At 67.3% G+C, this 16978-nt stretch carries 17 protein-coding genes; 9 read left to right on the top strand and 8 right to left on the bottom strand.

The features are described from left to right. Positions 1–28 precede the first annotated feature (28 nt). A complete protein-coding gene (locus CDA09_RS07880) occupies positions 29–1891 on the top strand; it encodes a potassium transporter Kup (protein WP_121428113.1) in 1863 nt (620 codons plus the stop codon). A 142-nt stretch (positions 1892–2033) separates the two neighbouring features. On the opposite strand, the gene CDA09_RS07875 is transcribed toward CDA09_RS07880, so the two are convergent. After that, entirely contained in the window at positions 2034–2627 is a 594-nt protein-coding gene (locus CDA09_RS07875; RefSeq protein WP_121428112.1) for an HD domain-containing protein, read from the bottom strand. 350 nt (positions 2628–2977) lie between these two features. On the opposite strand from CDA09_RS07875, the gene CDA09_RS07870 reads away from it, so the two are divergent. The 3 genes from CDA09_RS07870 to CDA09_RS07860 all read left to right on the top strand — a co-directional run bounded on the left by CDA09_RS07870 (position 2978) and on the right by CDA09_RS07860 (position 4861). Continuing rightward, complete coding sequence (locus CDA09_RS07870; RefSeq protein ID WP_121428111.1) at positions 2978–3403, top strand: PAS domain-containing protein; 426 nt, start codon at positions 2978–2980, stop codon at positions 3401–3403. Between the two features lie 179 nt (positions 3404–3582). Next, positions 3583–3939: a PA2779 family protein gene (locus tag CDA09_RS07865; protein WP_121428110.1), complete on the top strand. Its 357-nt coding sequence runs from the start codon at positions 3583–3585 to the stop codon at positions 3937–3939. Between the two features lies 1 nt (position 3940). Next, positions 3941–4861, top strand: coding sequence for a PA2778 family cysteine peptidase (locus tag CDA09_RS07860; RefSeq protein WP_286164416.1), 921 nt, complete (start codon positions 3941–3943; stop codon positions 4859–4861). Between the two features lie 95 nt (positions 4862–4956). On the opposite strand, the gene CDA09_RS07855 is transcribed toward CDA09_RS07860, so the two are convergent. The 4 genes from CDA09_RS07855 to aotJ all read right to left on the bottom strand — a co-directional run bounded on the left by CDA09_RS07855 (position 4957) and on the right by aotJ (position 8153). Continuing rightward, on the bottom strand, positions 4957–5733 hold the full coding sequence (locus tag CDA09_RS07855; protein ID WP_121430782.1) for an ABC transporter ATP-binding protein: 777 nt from the start codon (positions 5731–5733) through the stop codon (positions 4957–4959). A 119-nt stretch (positions 5734–5852) separates the two neighbouring features. Next, on the bottom strand, positions 5853–6578 hold the full coding sequence (locus CDA09_RS07850; protein ID WP_121428108.1) for an ABC transporter permease: 726 nt from the start codon (positions 6576–6578) through the stop codon (positions 5853–5855). Between the two features lie 16 nt (positions 6579–6594). Further along, entirely contained in the window at positions 6595–7287 is a 693-nt protein-coding gene (locus CDA09_RS07845; RefSeq protein WP_121428107.1) for an ABC transporter permease, read from the bottom strand. Positions 7288–7361: 74 nt separating this feature from the next. Beyond that, positions 7362–8153: an L-arginine-binding protein AotJ gene (gene aotJ, locus CDA09_RS07840; RefSeq protein WP_121428106.1), complete on the bottom strand. Its 792-nt coding sequence runs from the start codon at positions 8151–8153 to the stop codon at positions 7362–7364. Between the two features lie 307 nt (positions 8154–8460). Between aotJ and CDA09_RS07835 the strand changes: the two genes are divergently transcribed. Beyond that, the gene (locus CDA09_RS07835; protein ID WP_121428105.1) at positions 8461–8763 is read left to right on the top strand and encodes a hypothetical protein; all 303 of its coding nucleotides are present in this window, start codon (positions 8461–8463) and stop codon (positions 8761–8763) included. Positions 8764–8787: 24 nt separating this feature from the next. Here CDA09_RS07835 and CDA09_RS07830 read toward each other — a convergent pair whose 3' ends face one another. From CDA09_RS07830 to CDA09_RS07820, 3 genes are all read right to left on the bottom strand, one after another. Next, positions 8788–9675, bottom strand: coding sequence for a hypothetical protein (locus CDA09_RS07830; RefSeq protein WP_121428104.1), 888 nt, complete (start codon positions 9673–9675; stop codon positions 8788–8790). A gap of 62 nt (positions 9676–9737) precedes the next feature. Further along, positions 9738–10592 carry a cache domain-containing protein gene (locus CDA09_RS07825; RefSeq protein ID WP_286164414.1) on the bottom strand — a complete coding sequence of 285 codons (855 nt, stop codon included), beginning with the start codon at positions 10590–10592 and terminating at the stop codon, positions 9738–9740. Positions 10593–10894: 302 nt separating this feature from the next. Beyond that, positions 10895–12691 carry a methanol/ethanol family PQQ-dependent dehydrogenase gene (locus CDA09_RS07820; RefSeq protein WP_121428102.1) on the bottom strand — a complete coding sequence of 599 codons (1797 nt, stop codon included), beginning with the start codon at positions 12689–12691 and terminating at the stop codon, positions 10895–10897. A 335-nt stretch (positions 12692–13026) separates the two neighbouring features. Here CDA09_RS07820 and CDA09_RS07815 point away from each other — a divergent pair, with 335 nt between their 5' ends. From CDA09_RS07815 to CDA09_RS07800, 4 genes are read left to right on the top strand one after another with little or no spacing between them, the layout of a single operon-like run. Next, on the top strand, positions 13027–13809 hold the full coding sequence (locus CDA09_RS07815; protein ID WP_121428101.1) for a quinoprotein dehydrogenase-associated SoxYZ-like carrier: 783 nt from the start codon (positions 13027–13029) through the stop codon (positions 13807–13809). Further along, positions 13806–14771, top strand: a complete 966-nt coding sequence (locus CDA09_RS07810; protein ID WP_121428100.1) for a quinoprotein relay system zinc metallohydrolase 1 — start codon at positions 13806–13808, stop codon at positions 14769–14771. The genes CDA09_RS07815 and CDA09_RS07810 overlap by 4 nt, the downstream gene beginning before the upstream one ends. Further along, positions 14761–16137 (top strand): sensor histidine kinase, encoded by a 1377-nt coding sequence (locus CDA09_RS07805; protein WP_121428099.1) that lies wholly within the window; start codon positions 14761–14763, stop codon positions 16135–16137. The genes CDA09_RS07810 and CDA09_RS07805 overlap by 11 nt, the downstream gene beginning before the upstream one ends. Next, positions 16121–16768 carry a response regulator gene (locus tag CDA09_RS07800; RefSeq protein WP_121428098.1) on the top strand — a complete coding sequence of 216 codons (648 nt, stop codon included), beginning with the start codon at positions 16121–16123 and terminating at the stop codon, positions 16766–16768. The genes CDA09_RS07805 and CDA09_RS07800 overlap by 17 nt, the downstream gene beginning before the upstream one ends. The last annotated feature ends 210 nt before the right edge of the window (positions 16769–16978 follow it).

Genomic DNA, 16978 nt, shown 5'->3' with positions numbered 1-16978 from the left:
TCCAAAACAACAACACAGGACGTAGCGCATGCATTCGCGCAAGGCATTGCCGGCCCTCACGGTTGGCGCAATCGGCGTGGTATTCGGCGACATCGGCACCAGCCCGCTGTATGCCCTGAAGGAAATCTTCAACGGGCACCATCCCATTCCCGTCACCCCGGAAAACATCCTCGGTATCCTGTCGATGGTGTTCTGGTCGATCATGGTGCTGGTGACGCTGAAGTACGTGCTGATCATCATGCGGGCCGACAACCGCGGCGAAGGCGGATCGCTCGCGCTCCTCGCGCTGATCGTCGACAAGGCGAAGAGCCGGCGGCTCACCTGGGTGGTGTCGATGCTGGGCGTGTTCGCGGCGGCGCTGTTCTACGGCGACAGCATGATCACGCCGGCCATCTCGGTGCTGTCGGCGGTCGAAGGCCTGGGCATCATCGCACCCGAGCTCCAGTCCCTGGTGGTGCCGCTCACCGTCGTGATCCTCACGGCGCTGTTCATGATCCAGCGCCGTGGCACCGGCGCCGTGGGCCTCTTCTTCGGGCCGGTCATGGCGGGCTGGTTCGCCGTGCTGGCCGCGCTGGGCCTGCTGGAGATCATCCGCCATCCGGAAGTCCTCGCGGCCCTCAACCCGCTGTACGCGACCGGATTCATCGCCCACCACACCGCCCTCGCCTTCCTCGCGCTCGGCGCGGTCGTGCTCGCGGTGACCGGCGGCGAGGCGCTCTATACCGACATGGGCCACTTCGGCCCCTTCCCGATCCGCCTCGCCTGGTTCGGCTTCGTGATGCCAGCCCTGGTGCTGAACTATTTCGGCCAGGGCGCGCTGCTGCTGAACGAGCCGGCCGCCATCGAAAGTCCGTTCTTCCACCTCGGGCCGACGTGGGCGATGATCCCGCTGCTGATCCTCGCGACGCTCGCCACGGTGATCGCGTCGCAGGCCGTGATCTCCGGCGCCTTCTCCGTGGCGCGACAGGCCGTGCAGATGGGCCTGCTGCCGCGCATGCTGATCGTGCACACCTCCGGTCACGAAAAGGGGCAGATCTACGTCCCGTTCACGAACTGGACGCTCTACCTCGCCGTGATCGCGCTGGTCCTCGGCTTCCGCAGCTCGTCCAACCTCGCGGCCGCGTATGGCATCGCAGTCACCGGCACGATGATGATCGACACGATCCTCGTCGCCTTCGTGATGCTGCTGCTGTGGCGCTGGAACGCACTCCTGGTCGCCCTCGTCGCCGGCTCGCTGGTGGCCGTGGACATCGCCTTCTTCGCCGCCAACGCGATCAAGATTCCGCAGGGCGGCTGGTTTCCGATCGCGATGGCGCTGGTGTCCTTCACCGTGCTGACGACCTGGCGCCACGGCCGTCGCCTCGTGCAGGAGGAAATCGCCCGGCAGGGTGTGTCGGTAACCGAGTTCACCACCATGATCGAAGGCGTGCACCGCGTACACGGCACTGCCATCTTCATGACCAGCGCGAAGGACGGCGTGCCCGCGGCGCTGCTGCACAACCTCAAGCACAACCAGGTGCTGCACGAACGCGTCGTGCTGGTGACGGTGCAGACCACCGACTCGCCCTACGTGAGCGAACTCGACCGCATCTACCTGCACCACCTGAAGCAGGGTTTCATCCGCGTGATCCTGCGCTACGGTTTCATGGAAGACCCCGACATCCCGAGCGCGCTCGATCACTGCAGCCGCTTCGGCGAATCCTTCGACATGATGGAGACGACCTTCTACCTGTCGCGCGAAACGGTGATCCCGCGCCTGAGCCGCCGGCGCATAGCGACCTGGCGCGGCCGCCTGTTCGCGATCATGTCGAAGAATGCCACCAGCGCGACGGATTTCTTCCGCATCCCGAACAACCGCGTCGTGGAACTGGGCACGCAGCTGATCATCTGAGGTTCAGGCGCAGCGATGCAGGTGAAGGCAGATGCACACACCGGATCACGACAGGCTGGACCGGATCGTCGCAGAAGCGCGGCGCATGACCGCGAGCCTTGCGCAGGAGACCGCACCCCCGCGCGGGGCGGCGGCACTTTCGCTACGATTCCTGCGACGGCTCGCGGAAATGCGCTTCGGCGAACTGCGCTGCGACCGCCCACAAGGCCGGCGCCCCACCTTCGATCGGCGGGCGGCAGCGCGCGACGACCTGCTCCAGCGTGACTTCGCATTCGACCCAGGTGCCGCCGTCGGTCGCGGCGTTGTGCAGCATCGGCTGGAAGCGGTCGAGCGCCTTCGCGAACTTCGCATCGTCGCTCTCGGCCGCCTCGAACTCGAACCACAAGGCGCGAAACTCCGCAGCCTGGGCATCGGGCAGCAGGCCGAAGATGCGCTCGGCGGCGAGCCGCTCGCGCTCGGCCTGCCCGGCATGGGTCGCGGGCACATGGAAAGGCACGTCGCCCGCGTCGATCTCGACGATGTCGTGGATCAGCAGCATCTTCACGACCCGCACCACGTCGACCGGGCGTGCCGCGTGCTCGGCGAGCACCAGCGCATACAGCGCCAGATGCCAGGAGTGCTCGGCGCTGTTCTCACGCCGCGAGCGGTCGATCAGCGGCGACAGGCGGACGATGCTCTTGAGCCGGTCGATCTCCCTGAGAAAAGCGAGCTGGCGTTCGAGGGCAGGCGGGTTCACGATGCGGCGGACTCCGGAAAGCACGGGCGGACGAGTGTACCAGAGCAGCTGGCGGCCTCACCGCGGGCCGACGCGCCCGATCCGGGCCGAAATTTCGTCGTGGCTGCAGTCGGCCGCCGCGCCCCGGTTCAGTTCGGACTCACGCGCGGATAACCGGACGTGGAAACGTCGCGAAGCCCATTATCAACCTGGCCACCAGATACCGTTCGGGCTGAGCCTGACGACGGGCTCAGCCCGAACGGCTGGTGATCCATTGGCGCGTCAATCGGGGGAAAATCCCGACGCCCGCTTGCCCTGCGGCGGCAAGCGGGCAAGACTGTCGCATTCCCCCCACCGACCGGAGACCCCGAATGGAAGACAAGCCCCAGGAAGCGACGCCACTGGCGGAGCGGATCCTCGACGAGATGGCCGAAGCGCTCGTCTATGCCGACCGCGCAGGCATCATCCGGCGATGGAACCGAGCCGCCGAAACGATGTTCGGTCACCCGGCTGCGCAAGCCCTCGGGCAGTCGCTCGACCTGATCATCCCCGAAAACCTGCGGGCGGCGCATTGGCGCGGTTTCGAAGCGGCGATGAAGAACGGCGCGACCCGCCTGCACGGCACACCGACGCTGACCCGCGCACAGCACCGCTCGGGAAGCCGCATCTACGTCGAAATGAGCTTCGCGCTCGTGACCGACGAAACCGGGGCGGCCACGGGTTCGGTCGCGATCGCCCGCGACGTGACGGAACGGGTCGAACGCGAAAAGGCGGCACGCGGCGCAGCAAAGTCGTAACGGCGTAGCGGTCCCCCGGAGAATGCCGGGCGGATGCGCGGGGCGCGGCGAAACGGCTGGGACGGGCCTGCGTCAAGGCCGGACGCACTTCCTTACGAACCTTTCGCGCCTGATCGGCGACAATCTTTTCCGCCGTTTGAATGTCGAACGGACACTTGCCCCACAAGAAGGAAAAGACCATGAAAAAATCTGCCCTCCGTCTTGTCTCCACCTCGCTGCTTGCTCTGGCTGTCGGCTTCCAGGCGCCCCTCGCGCGCGCCGAACTGGTGACGACACCCGACGCTGCCACCCACAACGCGGAAGATACCGAGCGGGCAAAGGTGCTTCAGTTCCTGGAACAGGCCAACGTGAAGGAACGGCTCCAGGCCATGGGCGTAGACGGCCTTGCCGCCAGCGAGCGCGTCGCCGCGCTCGATCAGCAGGAAATCCATGCCCTTGCACAGCGCATCGATTCCATGCCGGCAGGCGGCGCGATCTCCACGATGGAATGGATCCTGATCGTCCTGATCGCCATCCTCGTGGTGGTTGCCCTCTGAGGTGAAACGCTGCCTGGGCGCCCTCGCGGCGCTCGCCCTGGCGGCCTGTTCGAGCCTTCCGCCCGTTCAATGGGGCACTCCGGCAACCGGCCCGCTTCCCGAGCGGGCCGAGCAGACGAATGCGCCCTTCTACCCGCAGGATGACTATCAGTGCGGCCCGGCAGCCCTGGCGACCGCATTGGGGAGCGCAGGCTTGCGGCGCAGCCCCGAGGAACTGCGCGACGAGGTATATCTGCCCGCGCGGCAGGGCAGCCTGCAGCCGGAAATGCTGGCCTCCGCGCGCCGCTCGGGCGCCGTCGCCTATCGCCTCGCGCCCGAGCCGCAGGCGCTGCTGAAGGAACTGGCGGCCGGACATGCGGTGGTGGTGCTGCAGAACCTGCGCTTCGACTGGGTGCCGGTGTGGCACTACGCCGTGGCGGTGGGCTACGACATGCCGGCACGGCAGGTGGTGTTGCGCTCGGGGCGCGAGCAACGCCTCGTGATGGACTTCGACGCGTTCGACCGCAGTTGGGCGAAATCCGACCGCTGGGCCTTCGTCGCGCTGTCGCCCGACCGGCTGCCCGCGACCGCCAACGAGACCGGGTACGTCGCCGCAGTCGTGGCGCTGGAACGGGTTGCCCCCGCCGCGGCCGAAACCGCTTACCGCACCGCCCTGGCGGCCTGGCCGCGCAATCTGCTCGCGCGCATCGGCCTCGGCAACACGGCTTATCGGCGCGGCGACCGGGACGCCGCGGAAGCCGCATTCCGCCAGGCGGCGGCCGATCATCCCGAAGCCGGCGACGCCTGGAACAACCTCGCCCAGGTCCTGCACGAGCGCGGGCAGGACTCGGCCGCACGCGACGCTGCGGCACGCGCGGTCGCCACCGGCGGGCCGCGCCTGCCGACCTACCGGCGCACGCTCGATCTCGTCTCGGGACGATGAGATCCCGGACCGGTCAAGCGGCGGAATGGACGGCAGCTCCCTCGGGAAGCAACGGTGAGCAGTGCCAGTGTGCGGCCGACCGACGCTGCCCCGCTTTACTTCAGGTTGCCGGAGAGGAACTGCCGCAGGCGCTCGCTCTGCGGGCGGACCAGCACTTCGCGCGGATTGCCCTCTTCCTCCACGCGGCCCTGGTGCACGAAGATCACATGGTTGGAGACTTCGCGCGCGAAGCCCATTTCGTGCGTCACGACCAGCATCGTGCGCCCCTCTTCCGCCAGCGAGCGCATCACCTTCAGCACTTCGCCGACGAGTTCCGGGTCGAGCGCCGAGGTCGGCTCGTCGAACAGCAGCACCGACGGCTCCATCGCCAGCGCGCGGGCGATCGCGACGCGCTGCTGCTGGCCGCCGGACATGTGCGCCGGGTAGCTGTCGCGGAATTTCCACACGCCGACGCGCTCGAGGTAGCGCTCGGCACGCTCCAGCGCCTCGGCCTTCGGGATGCCCAGCACATGGACCGGCGCCTCGATGACGTTCTCCAGCACCGTCATGTGGCTCCACAGGTTGAAGTGCTGGAACACCATCGACAGGCGCGTGCGGATCTGCTGCAGCTGCTTCGCGTCGGCCACGACAAGGTCGCCCTTGCGGTCGCGCTTCAGGCCCACTTCCTTGCCGCCGACGACGACGCGGCCCGAGGTGGGGTTCTCGAGGAAGTTGATGCAGCGCAGCCAGGTACTCTTGCCCGAGCCGGACGAGCCGATGATGCTGATGACGTCGCCGGAACTCGCGGACAGCGAGACGCCCTTGAGCACCTCGTGGTTGCCGTAGGACTTGTGAAGATCCTCGACGCGGACCTGCTCGACGATGGCGGTCATCCGGTTCATTGCAGTTCCTTGCTTGACGGCGGGCAGCGCGTCGTCGGGCACGGCGCGGGAAGTGTGCGGGTCGTCGACGCGGAGCCGATCGAAAGTCGCAGCGGTGCTCATTATGCCTCCTAGCGCCGGCCAGCCTTGCGCGGCGCGAGATGCGCGAGCCAGCGGCGTTCGGCGTACTTGAACAGACCCACCAGCATGAAGGTGAGCACGAGGTAGACGAGGCCCGCGAAGATGAAGGCCTCGAAGGGCGCGAAATGGCGCGAATACACGTTGCGCGCGGCGCCGGTGAGATCCACGAGCGTCACCGCGCTGGCGATCGCCGAGCCCTGCAGCATCAGGATGACCTCGTTGCTGTAGGAAGGCAGCATGCGGCGCAGCGCCGACGGCAGCACGATGCGCTGCAGCGCCTTGTAGCGGCTCATGCCCATCGCCCTGGCGGCCTCGATCTCGCCGTGCGCGGTGTTGCGCATCGCGCCGGCGATGATCTCGATCGTGTAGGCGCAGGTGTTGAGGCCAAAGGCGAGCAGCGCGCAGAAGAAGGGTTCGCGGAACAGCGACCAGAACGGCTGCCCTTCCGCCCACGCGTCCTGCATCCATTGCCACTGCCCCGCACCGTAGTAGATCAGCAGCAGCTGCACGAGCATGGGCGTGCCGCGGAAGAAGTAGGTGTAGGCGGCGACCGGGCCGCTGACCCAGCGATTCTTCGACACGCGCGCGACGGCGAGCGGAACGGCGGCGATGAAGCCGAACAGCAGCGCGATGCCGGTGAGCTGCAGCGTCATCCACAGGCCGCGCCAGAATTCCGGCAGGCTGGTGGTGATGACATTGAAATCGAACAGTTCCATGACGGTTCGGGCTCCCTCAGACCTGGGCTTCGCGAACGCCGACGTTGTAGCGCGCCGTCAGCCGGTTGAGGACGTAGCCCGACACCGCCGTCATCACGAGGTAAAGCGCGCAGACGGCGAGATAGAAGGTGAAGGGCTGGTGCGTGGAGCGCCCCGCCTGGTCGGCGAGCGAGGTCATGTCCGAGAGGCCGATCAACGACACGATCGCGGTGCTCTTCAGCAGCACGAGCCAGTTGTTGCCGATGCCGGGCAGCGCATAACGCAACATTTGCGGAAACATGATTCGCCAGAACACTTGACACCCGGTCATCCCGTAGGCCCTGCCCGCTTCGAGCTGGCCCGTCGACACGGCCAGGAAGGCGCCGCGGAAGGTCTCGGTGAAATAGGCGCCGAAGATGAAGCCGATCGTCAGCACGCCGGCAGCGAACGGGTTGATCTCGATGAACTCCCACTCGAAGTAGTCGACCACCTCGTTGAGCAGCAGCTGGCCGCCGTAGAACACCAGCAGCATCATCACGAGGTCGGGCACGCCGCGCACGATCGTCGTGTAGAGCATGGTCCACAGGCGCAGCGGCAGGAAGTCCGACAGCTTGAAGGCCGCGCCCAGCAGCCCGGTCGCGACCGCCAGCGCGAGCGACAGCAGCGCGACCTTGAGGGTCACCCAGGCGCCGCCCAGCAGGCTCGGCGAGTATTCGATCAGGGCATCCATGCCGGCTCCGGGAAAACGGGAAAAGAAAAAGCGCCGCTTGCGAGTGCAGTCCGGCGCTGCTTTCCTGGTGGCGATCAGTTGCCGTAGATGTCCATCGGGAAGTACTTCTTGCGGATTTCCTCGTACTTGCCGCTGGCGCGAATGGCCGCGAGGGCCTTGTTGAACTGGGCGGTGAGGTCCTTGTCCTTCTTGCGCACGGCGATGCCGATGCCTTCGCCGATGACGCCCTTCTCCTCGGCGTTCTTGCCGAACAGGCGGTCGCCCGCGACCTCGTAGCCCTTGCCTTCCGGCTTGGTGAGGAAGCCGCCCCAGGCTTCGAGGAAGTCCGCGAAGACAGCGTCCAGACGGCCGGACTTCAGGTCGAGGTAGGCTTCATCCTGCTTGGCGTAGCGGACCAGTTCCGGCCCCTTGCCGTCCCAGTACCTGGTGGCGTAGTTGTCGGAGACGGTGCCGCGCTGCACGCCGACCTTCTTGCCCTTCAGCGAGGTGGTGTCGGGACGCAGCGGCGAGCCGCCCTTGGCGATCAGCGCCAAGGGCGACGCGTAGTACTTCTCGGTGAAATCGACCTTGGCCTTGCGCTCGTCGGTGATCGACATCGAGGCAATGATCGCGTCGAACTTGCGCGCGACCAGCGCCGGGATCATGCCGTCCCACTCCTGCTTCACCCACGTGCACTTCGCCTTCATCTCGGCGCACAGCGCGTTGCCGATGTCGACGTCGAAGCCCTGCAGCGAGCCGTCTGCGGCGGTGATGTTGAACGGGGGGTAGGCGCCCTCGGACGCCAGGCGGATCTCGGTCCAGTCTTTGGCGAAGGCGCTGCCCGCAGTCAGGGCCAGCATCGCGCACAGCAATGCAGTCTTTTTCATCCGGTATTCCTTGTGAGATTTTCGCAGCAATTTCGCGTCCACGGTGCGGGGCGCGGAAAAGACCACTACAGCAAGTTACAACTTTACGAAGCGCTGCGAATGGTGGCAAAAAATGCTCTCGGCCTCAATCCGGGTTCTCCGCCGTTGTTGCGACGCAGATGTCTGCGCGGGCAAACATGCAATCGGCGCTCGCCGCCGGTTGCGTCCAGCGGGTTTCCCCCCACCCTGACCTATAGTGGACCTGTGCAGCACAGCAGTCCGTCAAGTCCCTGATGGTTTCAGGGAACAACGCTTTCGGGAGAGTCTCATGATGGGGAAACCAGCCGCTCTCGCAATGGTCGGCGCCATGCTCATCCTGGCGTTCCCGTCCGCCGTCGCGGCCGACACGGTCAGTGGCGTATCCTTCGACCGGCAGACGCGAGCGCTCGATGAAGGGATGAAGCTCAAGGAAGACGCCGGGGTATTCGGCCGCCCCGGGCTCGGCGGCGAAGAAGGACCGCGGGCGAGCGCCGTCGGGGATCGCGAACTCAATCGCTACGTGCAACGCCTCGCGCTCGAGATCCGCCTGCGCAACGCCATCACTGACCGCGATCCGGACGGGTTCCACTGACGGAAACGCGCCCGGCAGCGATTCCTACAAGCCGGCGACCGTCGCCGGCGGGCGCAGCCCGAGCGTTCCCGCAAGCGTAGAGATGAAGCCGCGACGATCGGCGGGCGCGCTGTCGCGCCACTGCGCGAGGTAACCGGCAAGACTGCCGGGCGCTGAGGGCGCGAGGTTGAGATACCGCAGCAAGACCCAGTTCCCCGGCTCCTGCTCGAATCGGGGAAGGAGCAGGTTGGCGACGACTTCGTTGTCGCTGCGGCGATAGGGATCGGCCGACAGGCCTGGCAGCTTCGACTCCAGCCACCCCGCGACCGACATGCCCGGCGGAAGCTGGCGATGCGGCTCGGCGACAAGATGCTCGGCGTAGGCAGCGAGACTGGGTGCATAGACATCCCAGCCGGGATACGGCGCATCGGTCCGCCAGTGCTGCGCCATGCTGCGCAGCACATAGAGACCCGCGGTCTCGCACAGGGCCTCTTCGAACCATTGCGTCTTGCGACGGCCCGGATCGTGCGCGCGCATTTCGTAGTTCGACAGAATGTGGCACAACTCGTGGCCGAACTGGTAGGCATACTGCGCCCAGCCACGATCGCGCGCGGAGAGGCTCACGCGGTATTCGCCCTCCCGGCCTTTGTCGAACAGCGTCACGGGGCTGCCTGATGCGTGGGTGACGACGATGGGATCGACCGGGCCGGCCGCCGAGCCGCCCGTGAGTTCGTCTGCAACCGCGTATAGCAGGGCTTCGATTTCGTCACGTTCGGCGCTGCCCCAGCCCTCGCCTTCCACGCGGATCGTGAGCCCGGACAGGCCGGAGATGGCCGCCGGCTCCCAGGCGGCGCCCGCCCCGGGCACGCCCCCGGAGAGCGACGCAACGAGGAGCAGCGACCACACGAACTTCCCCGCCGCTGTGCCGCGCATCCTCGCCACCACGCCATCTCCTACCGGGTCCGCGCCGCCGCCACGCACGCGAATTTACCCGACTACTCCGTGTAGTGTCCGACGCCGATCATCGAACCACCCTCGCGCCGCACGTAGGAGCGCTTCTTTTCCACGCGGTTGGTGACCGGATTGCGCCATACGTAGTCGACAGTGGCTTCGTCGGCGGTCTTCAGCTTCTCGATCATCTCGGCGATGATCTTGTGCCCTTCCGCATCGGCTAGGCCGCGCGCGTCGGTGTCGGACAGCGCCGGGTTCATGCCCATCGCCTCGAACTTGCCGCTGTCGAGGTTCACCATGAAGACGTACAGGTCGTCCTTCACGAAGGCCCCGCGCCGGTCGTTGAACGCCGCCGCAGCCTTCACCGGGCCGTCCGCCTTCGCCAGCGCGACCGCGCGGCCGAGCATCGCGCGCGCATCGTCGGCGCTCGCGCGCGGGGCAGAGTAGCCCACGCCGACGACGTAGGTGCCGACCTTGCGCACGTAGCTGACCTTGGGTTCGACCTTGTTCGTCACGCGGTTGAGCCACATGTAGCGCACGGTGGCTTCGGGCGTCACGCGCGTGCTGTCGATCATCTCGCGGAACAGCGGATTGCCGGCGGCGTCGGTGGTGTTCAGCACGGTGAGGCCGACGAGCGCCTCGGGCGCGGCACCGCTCGCCTGGTAGACGCCCTTGTCATCGATCACGAAGACGTACAGGTCCTTGCGCACGAACCGGCCCTTGCGGTCATTGAAGGCCGCAAAGGCGCGTTCGGGACCGTTGGCCTCGATGTACTTCACGGCCTGGTCGAAGAGCGTGCGGGCTTCTCGCGGGGTGCCGCGGTCGACGGCAAACGCGGACTGCGCCGCAACGGCAAGCAGGGTCGCACCAATCAGCGATTTCATGGGGAGACGTTTCACGTACGGATCCTCTCAGGCGAAGATGGAAAAAGCGGGCAGCGAAATACTCGCGACGGTTGGGGGATGGTCGGCTGAACCCGCCCGGGCGCCATGGGGCAGGCCCAGGCAGGCTCAGCGGACCACCCCGGCGAACCGGGGGGACGAGATGCGGTTGGCATTCAGCCGCTTCTCTTTCTATCAGAGGTTGCGAAGAAATCGTAGCGAGCGGCCCGAGTTCGTTCCGAGAAGCGCAGCCGTACAAGTGGTACGGCGAGCATCACAGGGACGAAATCGGGTCGCGCAGTAGATTTATTCGCGGCCTCTCACGACTTGTGCAGCTTGAACACCCACACCGAACCGCCCTGCTCGAGCATATTCACGCGCTTGGCGACGTCGCCGCCCCACAGCGGCACTGCGCCGCCCCACCCCGACACCACGGCGACGAACTGCTCGCCGTTGTCTTCCCAGGTGATCGGGGGCGCGATGATCCCGGAGCCGGTCTGGAACTTCCACAGTTCCTTGCCGTTGGTCGCATCGATCGCCTTCAGGTAGCCCTCGGGGGTGCCGTAGAACACGAGGTTGCCACCGGTGGTCAGGACACCACCCCACAGCGGCGCGTTGTTCTTGACCTCCCACACGATCTTGCCGCTGACCGGATCGATCGCGCGCAGCGCGCCGATGTAGTCGTCGTTGAGCGGCTTGATCGTGAAGCCGGCGCCCAGGTAGGCCGCGCCGCGCTTGTACGAGACCGGCTCGTTCCAGATGTCCATGCCCCACTCGTTGGCCGGCACGTAGAAGTAGCCGGTCTTCGGGCTGAACGCCATCGGCATCTGGTTCTTGCCGCCGAGGAAGGACGGCGCATTGAACACCACCGCGCCCTTCTTGCCGTCGCCACCGCCTTCCGTGAAGGGGTTGCCCGGACGCTTGTCGTCGTTGTAGATCGGCCGGCCGGTGTTGAGATCGATGCCCTTGGCCCAGTCGATGCGCTTCACGAACGGGAAGGCGTTCATCAGCTTGCCGTTGGTGCGGTCGAGCACGAAGAAGAAGCCGTTGCGGTCCGCCTTGCCGCCGGCCTTGACCAGCTTGCCGGACTTCGGATCCTTGTACTCGAAGGACACGAACTCGTTCACGCCGTCGAAGTCCCAGCCGTCGTGCGGGGTGGTCTGGTAGTGCCACACGATCTTGCCGGTGTCGGGATCGATCGCGACGGTCGAGGACGAGTACAGGTTGTCACCCGGACGCAACCAGCTGTTCCACGGTGACGGGTTACCCGTGCCGATGAAGATCAGGTTGACGTCGGGGTCGTAGTAGGCGGACAGCCACGGCGCCGCGCCGCCGGTCTTCCACAGGTCGCCCGGCCAGGTTGCGTTGGTCGTGCCCGAGATGCCGTTCTCGACCTGCTTGCCGTCCTTGTCGTACTTGAAGCCCATGTGGCCTTCGACGACCGGGCGGGTCCACACCATCTTGCCGGTCTTCGCATCGCGCGCATCGACACGCCCGACGATGCCGAACTCGCCGCCGGAGTTGCCGGTGATGACCATGCCCTTGACGATCTGCGGCGCGGCGGTGAAGGAGTAGCCGGCCTTGTAGTCGGCGATCTTCTCCTTCCACACGACCTTGCCGGTGTCCTTGTCGAGCGCGACGAGCTGCGCGTCGAGGGTGCCGAAGATCACCAGGTTGCCGTAGATCGCCGCGCCGCGGTTGATCACGTCGCAACACGGCATGATGCCGTCGGGCAGGCGGTGCTCGTACTTCCACAGCTTCGCCCCGGTCTTCGCGTCCAGCGCGAAGATGCGGCTGTAGGAGGCGGTCACGTACATCTTGCCGTCGAACACCAGCGGCTGGGACTGCTGGCCACGCTGCTTCTCGCCGCCGAACGAGAAGGACCACTGGGGAACGAGGTCCTTCACCGTCTGCGGGTCGATCTGCGCGAGCGGGCTGAAGCGCTGGCCCTTGGTGCCGAGACCGTGCGTGACGACCTGCGTGGTGTTGCCCGTGCCGTCGGCGAGGATGTCCGCGTCGGTGACCTCCTTGGCCTGCACGCTGCCCAGGCCTGCCAGGGACAGCGCGAGGACGGATGCCGCGACGGACAGCCCTGCGCGTTTGCGGATCTGCTCCATTTGAATCCTCCTTGTGGAATCTCGTCGTATTTGTTGGAAACCGCCTCCCTGACCGGGCGACCGGATTCGGCAACGGTTTCGCAAAGGGCGTGCCACCGGTCCGCGCACCGCGAAAAATGCCGCGGTTCCCTGAAACATGGCTCAGAAGGGGCATTTTTCAAGGTTCGACGATGCCATCTGGCGATTTTCACTGCTCTGATTGACAGCACCTGTTCCGTTTCGGAGCAGTCGCTCGTTGCGCTCCGCACAGATGTGTCCCTCATTCGCATGGAACATTCCTTGCTAAATTGAGGGAACAAACAAGGGCGGCATCGACCGCCCGCGGAGGAGACTCGATGCGCCGTACGACCGTGCTCGCCCTGGCGACGCTGTGGCTGTGTTCCGTTGCGGATGCAAGCGCCGTGGCGCCTGTCGCCATGCCCGCGAGCACCGATCCGCTGGATTCGGCCCGTTGGGGCGACATGGCGACGACCTTCTTCGCCGGCCGCACGGTGGTGTTCGATGCGCGCGTACAAGTCACTGCGCCGGCGATCGCCGAAGATTCGCTCAACGTCCCCGTGTTCGTCGATGCGAGCGAACTCGCCGGCATCGAGGAAGTGCTGGTGTTCGCCGACTTCAACCCGATCCTCGCGGCGCTGCGCTTCCACCCCGTGAAGGCGAAGCCCGCCCTCGGCTTCCGCCTCAAGCTGCAGCAATCCTCGCCGGTGCGCGCCGCCGCCCGCACTGCCGACGGCGTGTGGCACGTCGGCGGCACGTGGGTCACCGCGACGGGCGGCGGCTGCACGGCGCCGTCGACGGGCTCGGGTTCGCCCGAATGGCAGGAGCGCCTGAACGAGGTCAGCGGGAAGATCTTTTCCCGCAGCGACGGCAGCGAGCGCCTGCGCATGCGCGTGATCCATCCTATGGACACGGGATTCGCACCCGGCATCCCGGCGTTCCACATCGAGGAGCTGACCCTCTCGGACGAATCGGGCGCCGAGCTGATGCGCATCCAGACCTACGAGCCGGTGTCCGAGAACCCGCTGTTCACGATCGACATGCCCGCCGCCGGCGCGCGCGTCCGCGCCCGCGGGCGGGACAACGACGGCAACCGCATCGATGCGTGGGTGACGCAATGAACGCGCGGCGTGTGGCTTTCCCCGTCCTGCTCGCCGGCGCACTGGCGCTGCTCCCGGCGCCCGCGCCGGCCGCGGCTGAAGCCGCGCGCTTCGACTACCACCTTGCGCCGCAGGAGATTGCCCCGGGCGTGCATGTCTTCACCGGCCGGCGCGAGGACTTCTCACCCGCCAACGGCGGCAACATCGTCAACACCGGCTTCCTCGTCGGCAGCACCGGCGTCATCGTCATCGACACCGGCCCCTCGCGCCGCTACGGCGAACAGATGCTCGCCGCGATCCGGCGCGTCACGCCGCTGCCGGTCGTGCTGACGATCAACACGCACCTCCACCCCGACCACTTCCTCGGCAACCAGGCCTTCCCCGCGGCGACCCTCGCCGCACTGCCCGAAACGCAGCGCGGCATCCAGAAGGATGGCGAGGCCTTCAACGAGAACTTGTACCGCATGGCCGGCGACTGGATGGAAGGCACCGAGCGCGTCGTGCCGACGCAGCCCCTCGCCGCAGGGCGGCGCACGGTGGGCGGGCGCGACATCGAGATCGTCGCGCTGGACGGCCACACACCGGCCGACCTCGTCCTGATCGATCACGCGAGCGGCACCGTGTTCGCGGGCGACCTGCTGTTCCACGACCGCGCCGCCACCACGCCGCACGCCGACCTCGCGCACTGGCTCTCCACGCTGAAGCGCCTTGAGGCGCTCCCCGCGCGGCAGTGGGTGCCGGGCCACGGCGACGTCGTCCGCGACGCGGCTGCAATCACCCAGACGCGCGACTATCTTGAATGGGTGGCCGCAACGATGCGCGAAGGCGCCGAGTCGGGCCTCGACATGACCGAGATGCTCGCCCGCCCCATTCCCGCGCGCTTTCGCGGCCTCGCCGAAGTCGAGCGCGAATACCGCCGCTCCGTCGTCCACCTCTTCCCTGCCGCCGAACAGGCGGTGCTGGAGAAAGCCCATGCGCGCTAGATCGACCACCCTCGGCACCCGCATCGGCCTCGTGCTCGCCGCCATCCTCGCGCTCGTGCTGCTCGCCGGCGTCGGCTGGTGGGTGAGCGAGACGCGCAAGTCCATCCACGAGGAGGTGCTCGCCGCGAGCCACGTCGCGCAGCAATGGGTCACGGTGCTGGTGTCCGAGACCCTGCGCGACCGCACCGACGGCCCCGACCGCCTGATGACCCACCTGCGCGCGGTCGGGCGACTGCGCGCGAACCAGCTCGAAGTGCTCGGGCCGGACGGCGCGCGCCTGTACGTGTCGCCCGAATCGACTTACAAGCCCGGCCGCTTCGCGCCGGACTGGTTTGCAGACTGGCTCACGCCCTCGCTGCCGGTGCGCCACTTCGACGTCGGCGACCGCCAGATCGTGCTGCGGCCGGATGCGTCGCGCGCCGTCCTCGACGCCTGGGACGATCTCGCCGCCGGCCTCGGCTCCGCGCTCGCGCTGCTGCTGATCGTCGCGATCGGCGCCCGCCTCGCGCTGCACCGCGCGCTCGCCCCGCTCGCGCAGATCGACGCGGCGCTCGCCCGCGGCGCCGACGGCCGCTTCGACGTACGTCTGCCCGGTTACCGCGTCGCCGAGCTCGACCGCGTCGCCGCCAGCTACAACCGCCTCGCCGACACGCTCGACGACACGCGCGCGCAGAACCTGCGCCTCGAAGAAGACCAGGCCTTCGCACGCGCCGTACAGGCGCGGCTGGAGGAAGAGCGCCGCGTGATCGCACGCGAGCTGCACGACGAGCTGGGCCAGGCCATCACCGCCGTGCGCGCAATCTCCGGCGCGATCCTGCAGCGCTGCGACAACCAGCCGCAGCTCCACGGCAGCGCGCAGGCGATCCTCGCGATGACCGGCCAGATGCAGGACGGCGTGCGCGCGATCCTGCAACGTCTGCGCCCGGCCAGCACCGACGGCGGCGGCCGGCTCGACCAGGCAGTGAGCGACTACTGCCACCTATGGTCCGGCCACCACCCCCACATTCGCGTGGACTGCCGCACCGCCCCGGCGGGCACCCCCACCGACGGCGCCCTGAGCCTCACGGTGCTGCGCCTGCTGCAGGAGAGCCTCACCAACGTCGCCCGCCACTCCGGCGCCTCGCACGTCGATGTGCGCCTCGAATTCGCGCCGGACGCCGTCGCGCTGGAAGTCTGCGACAACGGCCGCGGCCTCGCCGCCGACACGCTCCCCGGGCACTACGGCCTCACCGGCATGCGCGAGCGCGTCGCCGAGCTGCACGGTGAACTGCATCTGGACACGCCCCCCGGCGGCGGACTGCGCGTCAGCGCCCGCCTGCCCCATCACCACTCACCCGAGGAGAGCTTCCATGGCCAGCGTTCTTGAAAACCTCCGCCTCATCCTCGCCGACGATCACACCATCGTCCGCATGGGCTTCCGCATGCTGCTCGAAGGGGCCGGTGCGTGCATCGTCGCCGAAACGGACAGCGGCGAGGGCGCACTGTCCGCCTTCGCCGAGCATCAGCCCGACGTCCTCGTGATGGACGTGACGATGCCGGGCATCGGCGGCCTCGGCGCGCTGGAGCGCCTCCTTGCCCGCCACCCCGGCGCGCGCGTGCTGATGCTCTCCGCGCACGAGGATTCGCAGATCCCGATGCGTGCGCTGCGCTCGGGTGCCACCGGCTACCTGTCGAAGCGCGCCCAGCCGCAGGAGCTCGTGCGCGCCGTCGCGCAGGTGGCGCGCGGCCAGCGCTACGTCGACCCCGAACTCGCCCCGCAGCTCGCGCTCGCGCAGTTCGGCGGCAGCAACGATCCCGCCGATGCGCTCACCGACAAGGAGTTCGCGGTGTTCCTGCAGCTCGCCAAAGGCAGCTCGGTGAACCAGGTCGCCGACACGCACAAGCTCAGCCCGAGCACGGTCGGCACGCACCTGTACCACATCAAGCAGAAGCTCAACGCGGCGAACGCCGCCGAACTCGCGCTGATCGCGGTGCGATCGGGGCTGATTGAAGCCTGAGCAGCTCCGCTCCAGGGCGACGGCCCGACGCCGCACCCCACGAAATGACATGCAATGGCAATATTGCCGGTGTAATATGTTGTCCGCCTCGTTTTCGTGCCGACTGCGTCAATCGCAGCCGCATCGGCATGAGAGGTTCGGAACAGACACTTACGATACACCGGCACGCGCGGCGCAGTCCGGCCGTGGGGGCGTGGTGGCATCGGACCG

It is taken from the genome of Azoarcus sp. DN11, from assembly GCF_003628555.1.
Taxonomy (GTDB): domain Bacteria; phylum Pseudomonadota; class Gammaproteobacteria; order Burkholderiales; family Rhodocyclaceae; genus Aromatoleum.
The sequence above is the reverse complement of the archived record's forward strand: the minus strand, read 5'-3'. Positions and strand labels throughout refer to the sequence as shown.

Excerpts from the sequence above, each read along its gene's own strand:
- CDA09_RS07870 (WP_121428111.1), top strand. The coding sequence starts at position 2,978 with ATGGAAGACAAGCCCCAGGAAGCGACGCCACTGGCGGAGCGGATCCTC.
- CDA09_RS07810 (WP_121428100.1), top strand. The coding sequence starts at position 13,806 with ATGAACGCGCGGCGTGTGGCTTTCCCCGTCCTGCTCGCCGGCGCACTG.
- CDA09_RS07880 (WP_121428113.1), top strand. The coding sequence starts at position 29 with ATGCATTCGCGCAAGGCATTGCCGGCCCTCACGGTTGGCGCAATCGGC.
- aotJ (WP_121428106.1), bottom strand. The coding sequence starts at position 8,153 with ATGAAAAAGACTGCATTGCTGTGCGCGATGCTGGCCCTGACTGCGGGC.
- CDA09_RS07835 (WP_121428105.1), top strand. The coding sequence starts at position 8,461 with ATGATGGGGAAACCAGCCGCTCTCGCAATGGTCGGCGCCATGCTCATC.
- CDA09_RS07815 (WP_121428101.1), top strand. The coding sequence starts at position 13,027 with ATGCGCCGTACGACCGTGCTCGCCCTGGCGACGCTGTGGCTGTGTTCC.
- CDA09_RS07855 (WP_121430782.1), bottom strand. The coding sequence starts at position 5,733 with ATGACCGCCATCGTCGAGCAGGTCCGCGTCGAGGATCTTCACAAGTCC.
- CDA09_RS07800 (WP_121428098.1), top strand. The coding sequence starts at position 16,121 with ATGGCCAGCGTTCTTGAAAACCTCCGCCTCATCCTCGCCGACGATCAC.
- CDA09_RS07865 (WP_121428110.1), top strand. The coding sequence starts at position 3,583 with ATGAAAAAATCTGCCCTCCGTCTTGTCTCCACCTCGCTGCTTGCTCTG.
- CDA09_RS07805 (WP_121428099.1), top strand. The coding sequence starts at position 14,761 with ATGCGCGCTAGATCGACCACCCTCGGCACCCGCATCGGCCTCGTGCTC.
- CDA09_RS07845 (WP_121428107.1), bottom strand. The coding sequence starts at position 7,287 with ATGGATGCCCTGATCGAATACTCGCCGAGCCTGCTGGGCGGCGCCTGG.
- CDA09_RS07850 (WP_121428108.1), bottom strand. The coding sequence starts at position 6,578 with ATGGAACTGTTCGATTTCAATGTCATCACCACCAGCCTGCCGGAATTC.
- CDA09_RS07820 (WP_121428102.1), bottom strand. The coding sequence starts at position 12,691 with ATGGAGCAGATCCGCAAACGCGCAGGGCTGTCCGTCGCGGCATCCGTC.
- CDA09_RS07830 (WP_121428104.1), bottom strand. The coding sequence starts at position 9,675 with ATGCGCGGCACAGCGGCGGGGAAGTTCGTGTGGTCGCTGCTCCTCGTT.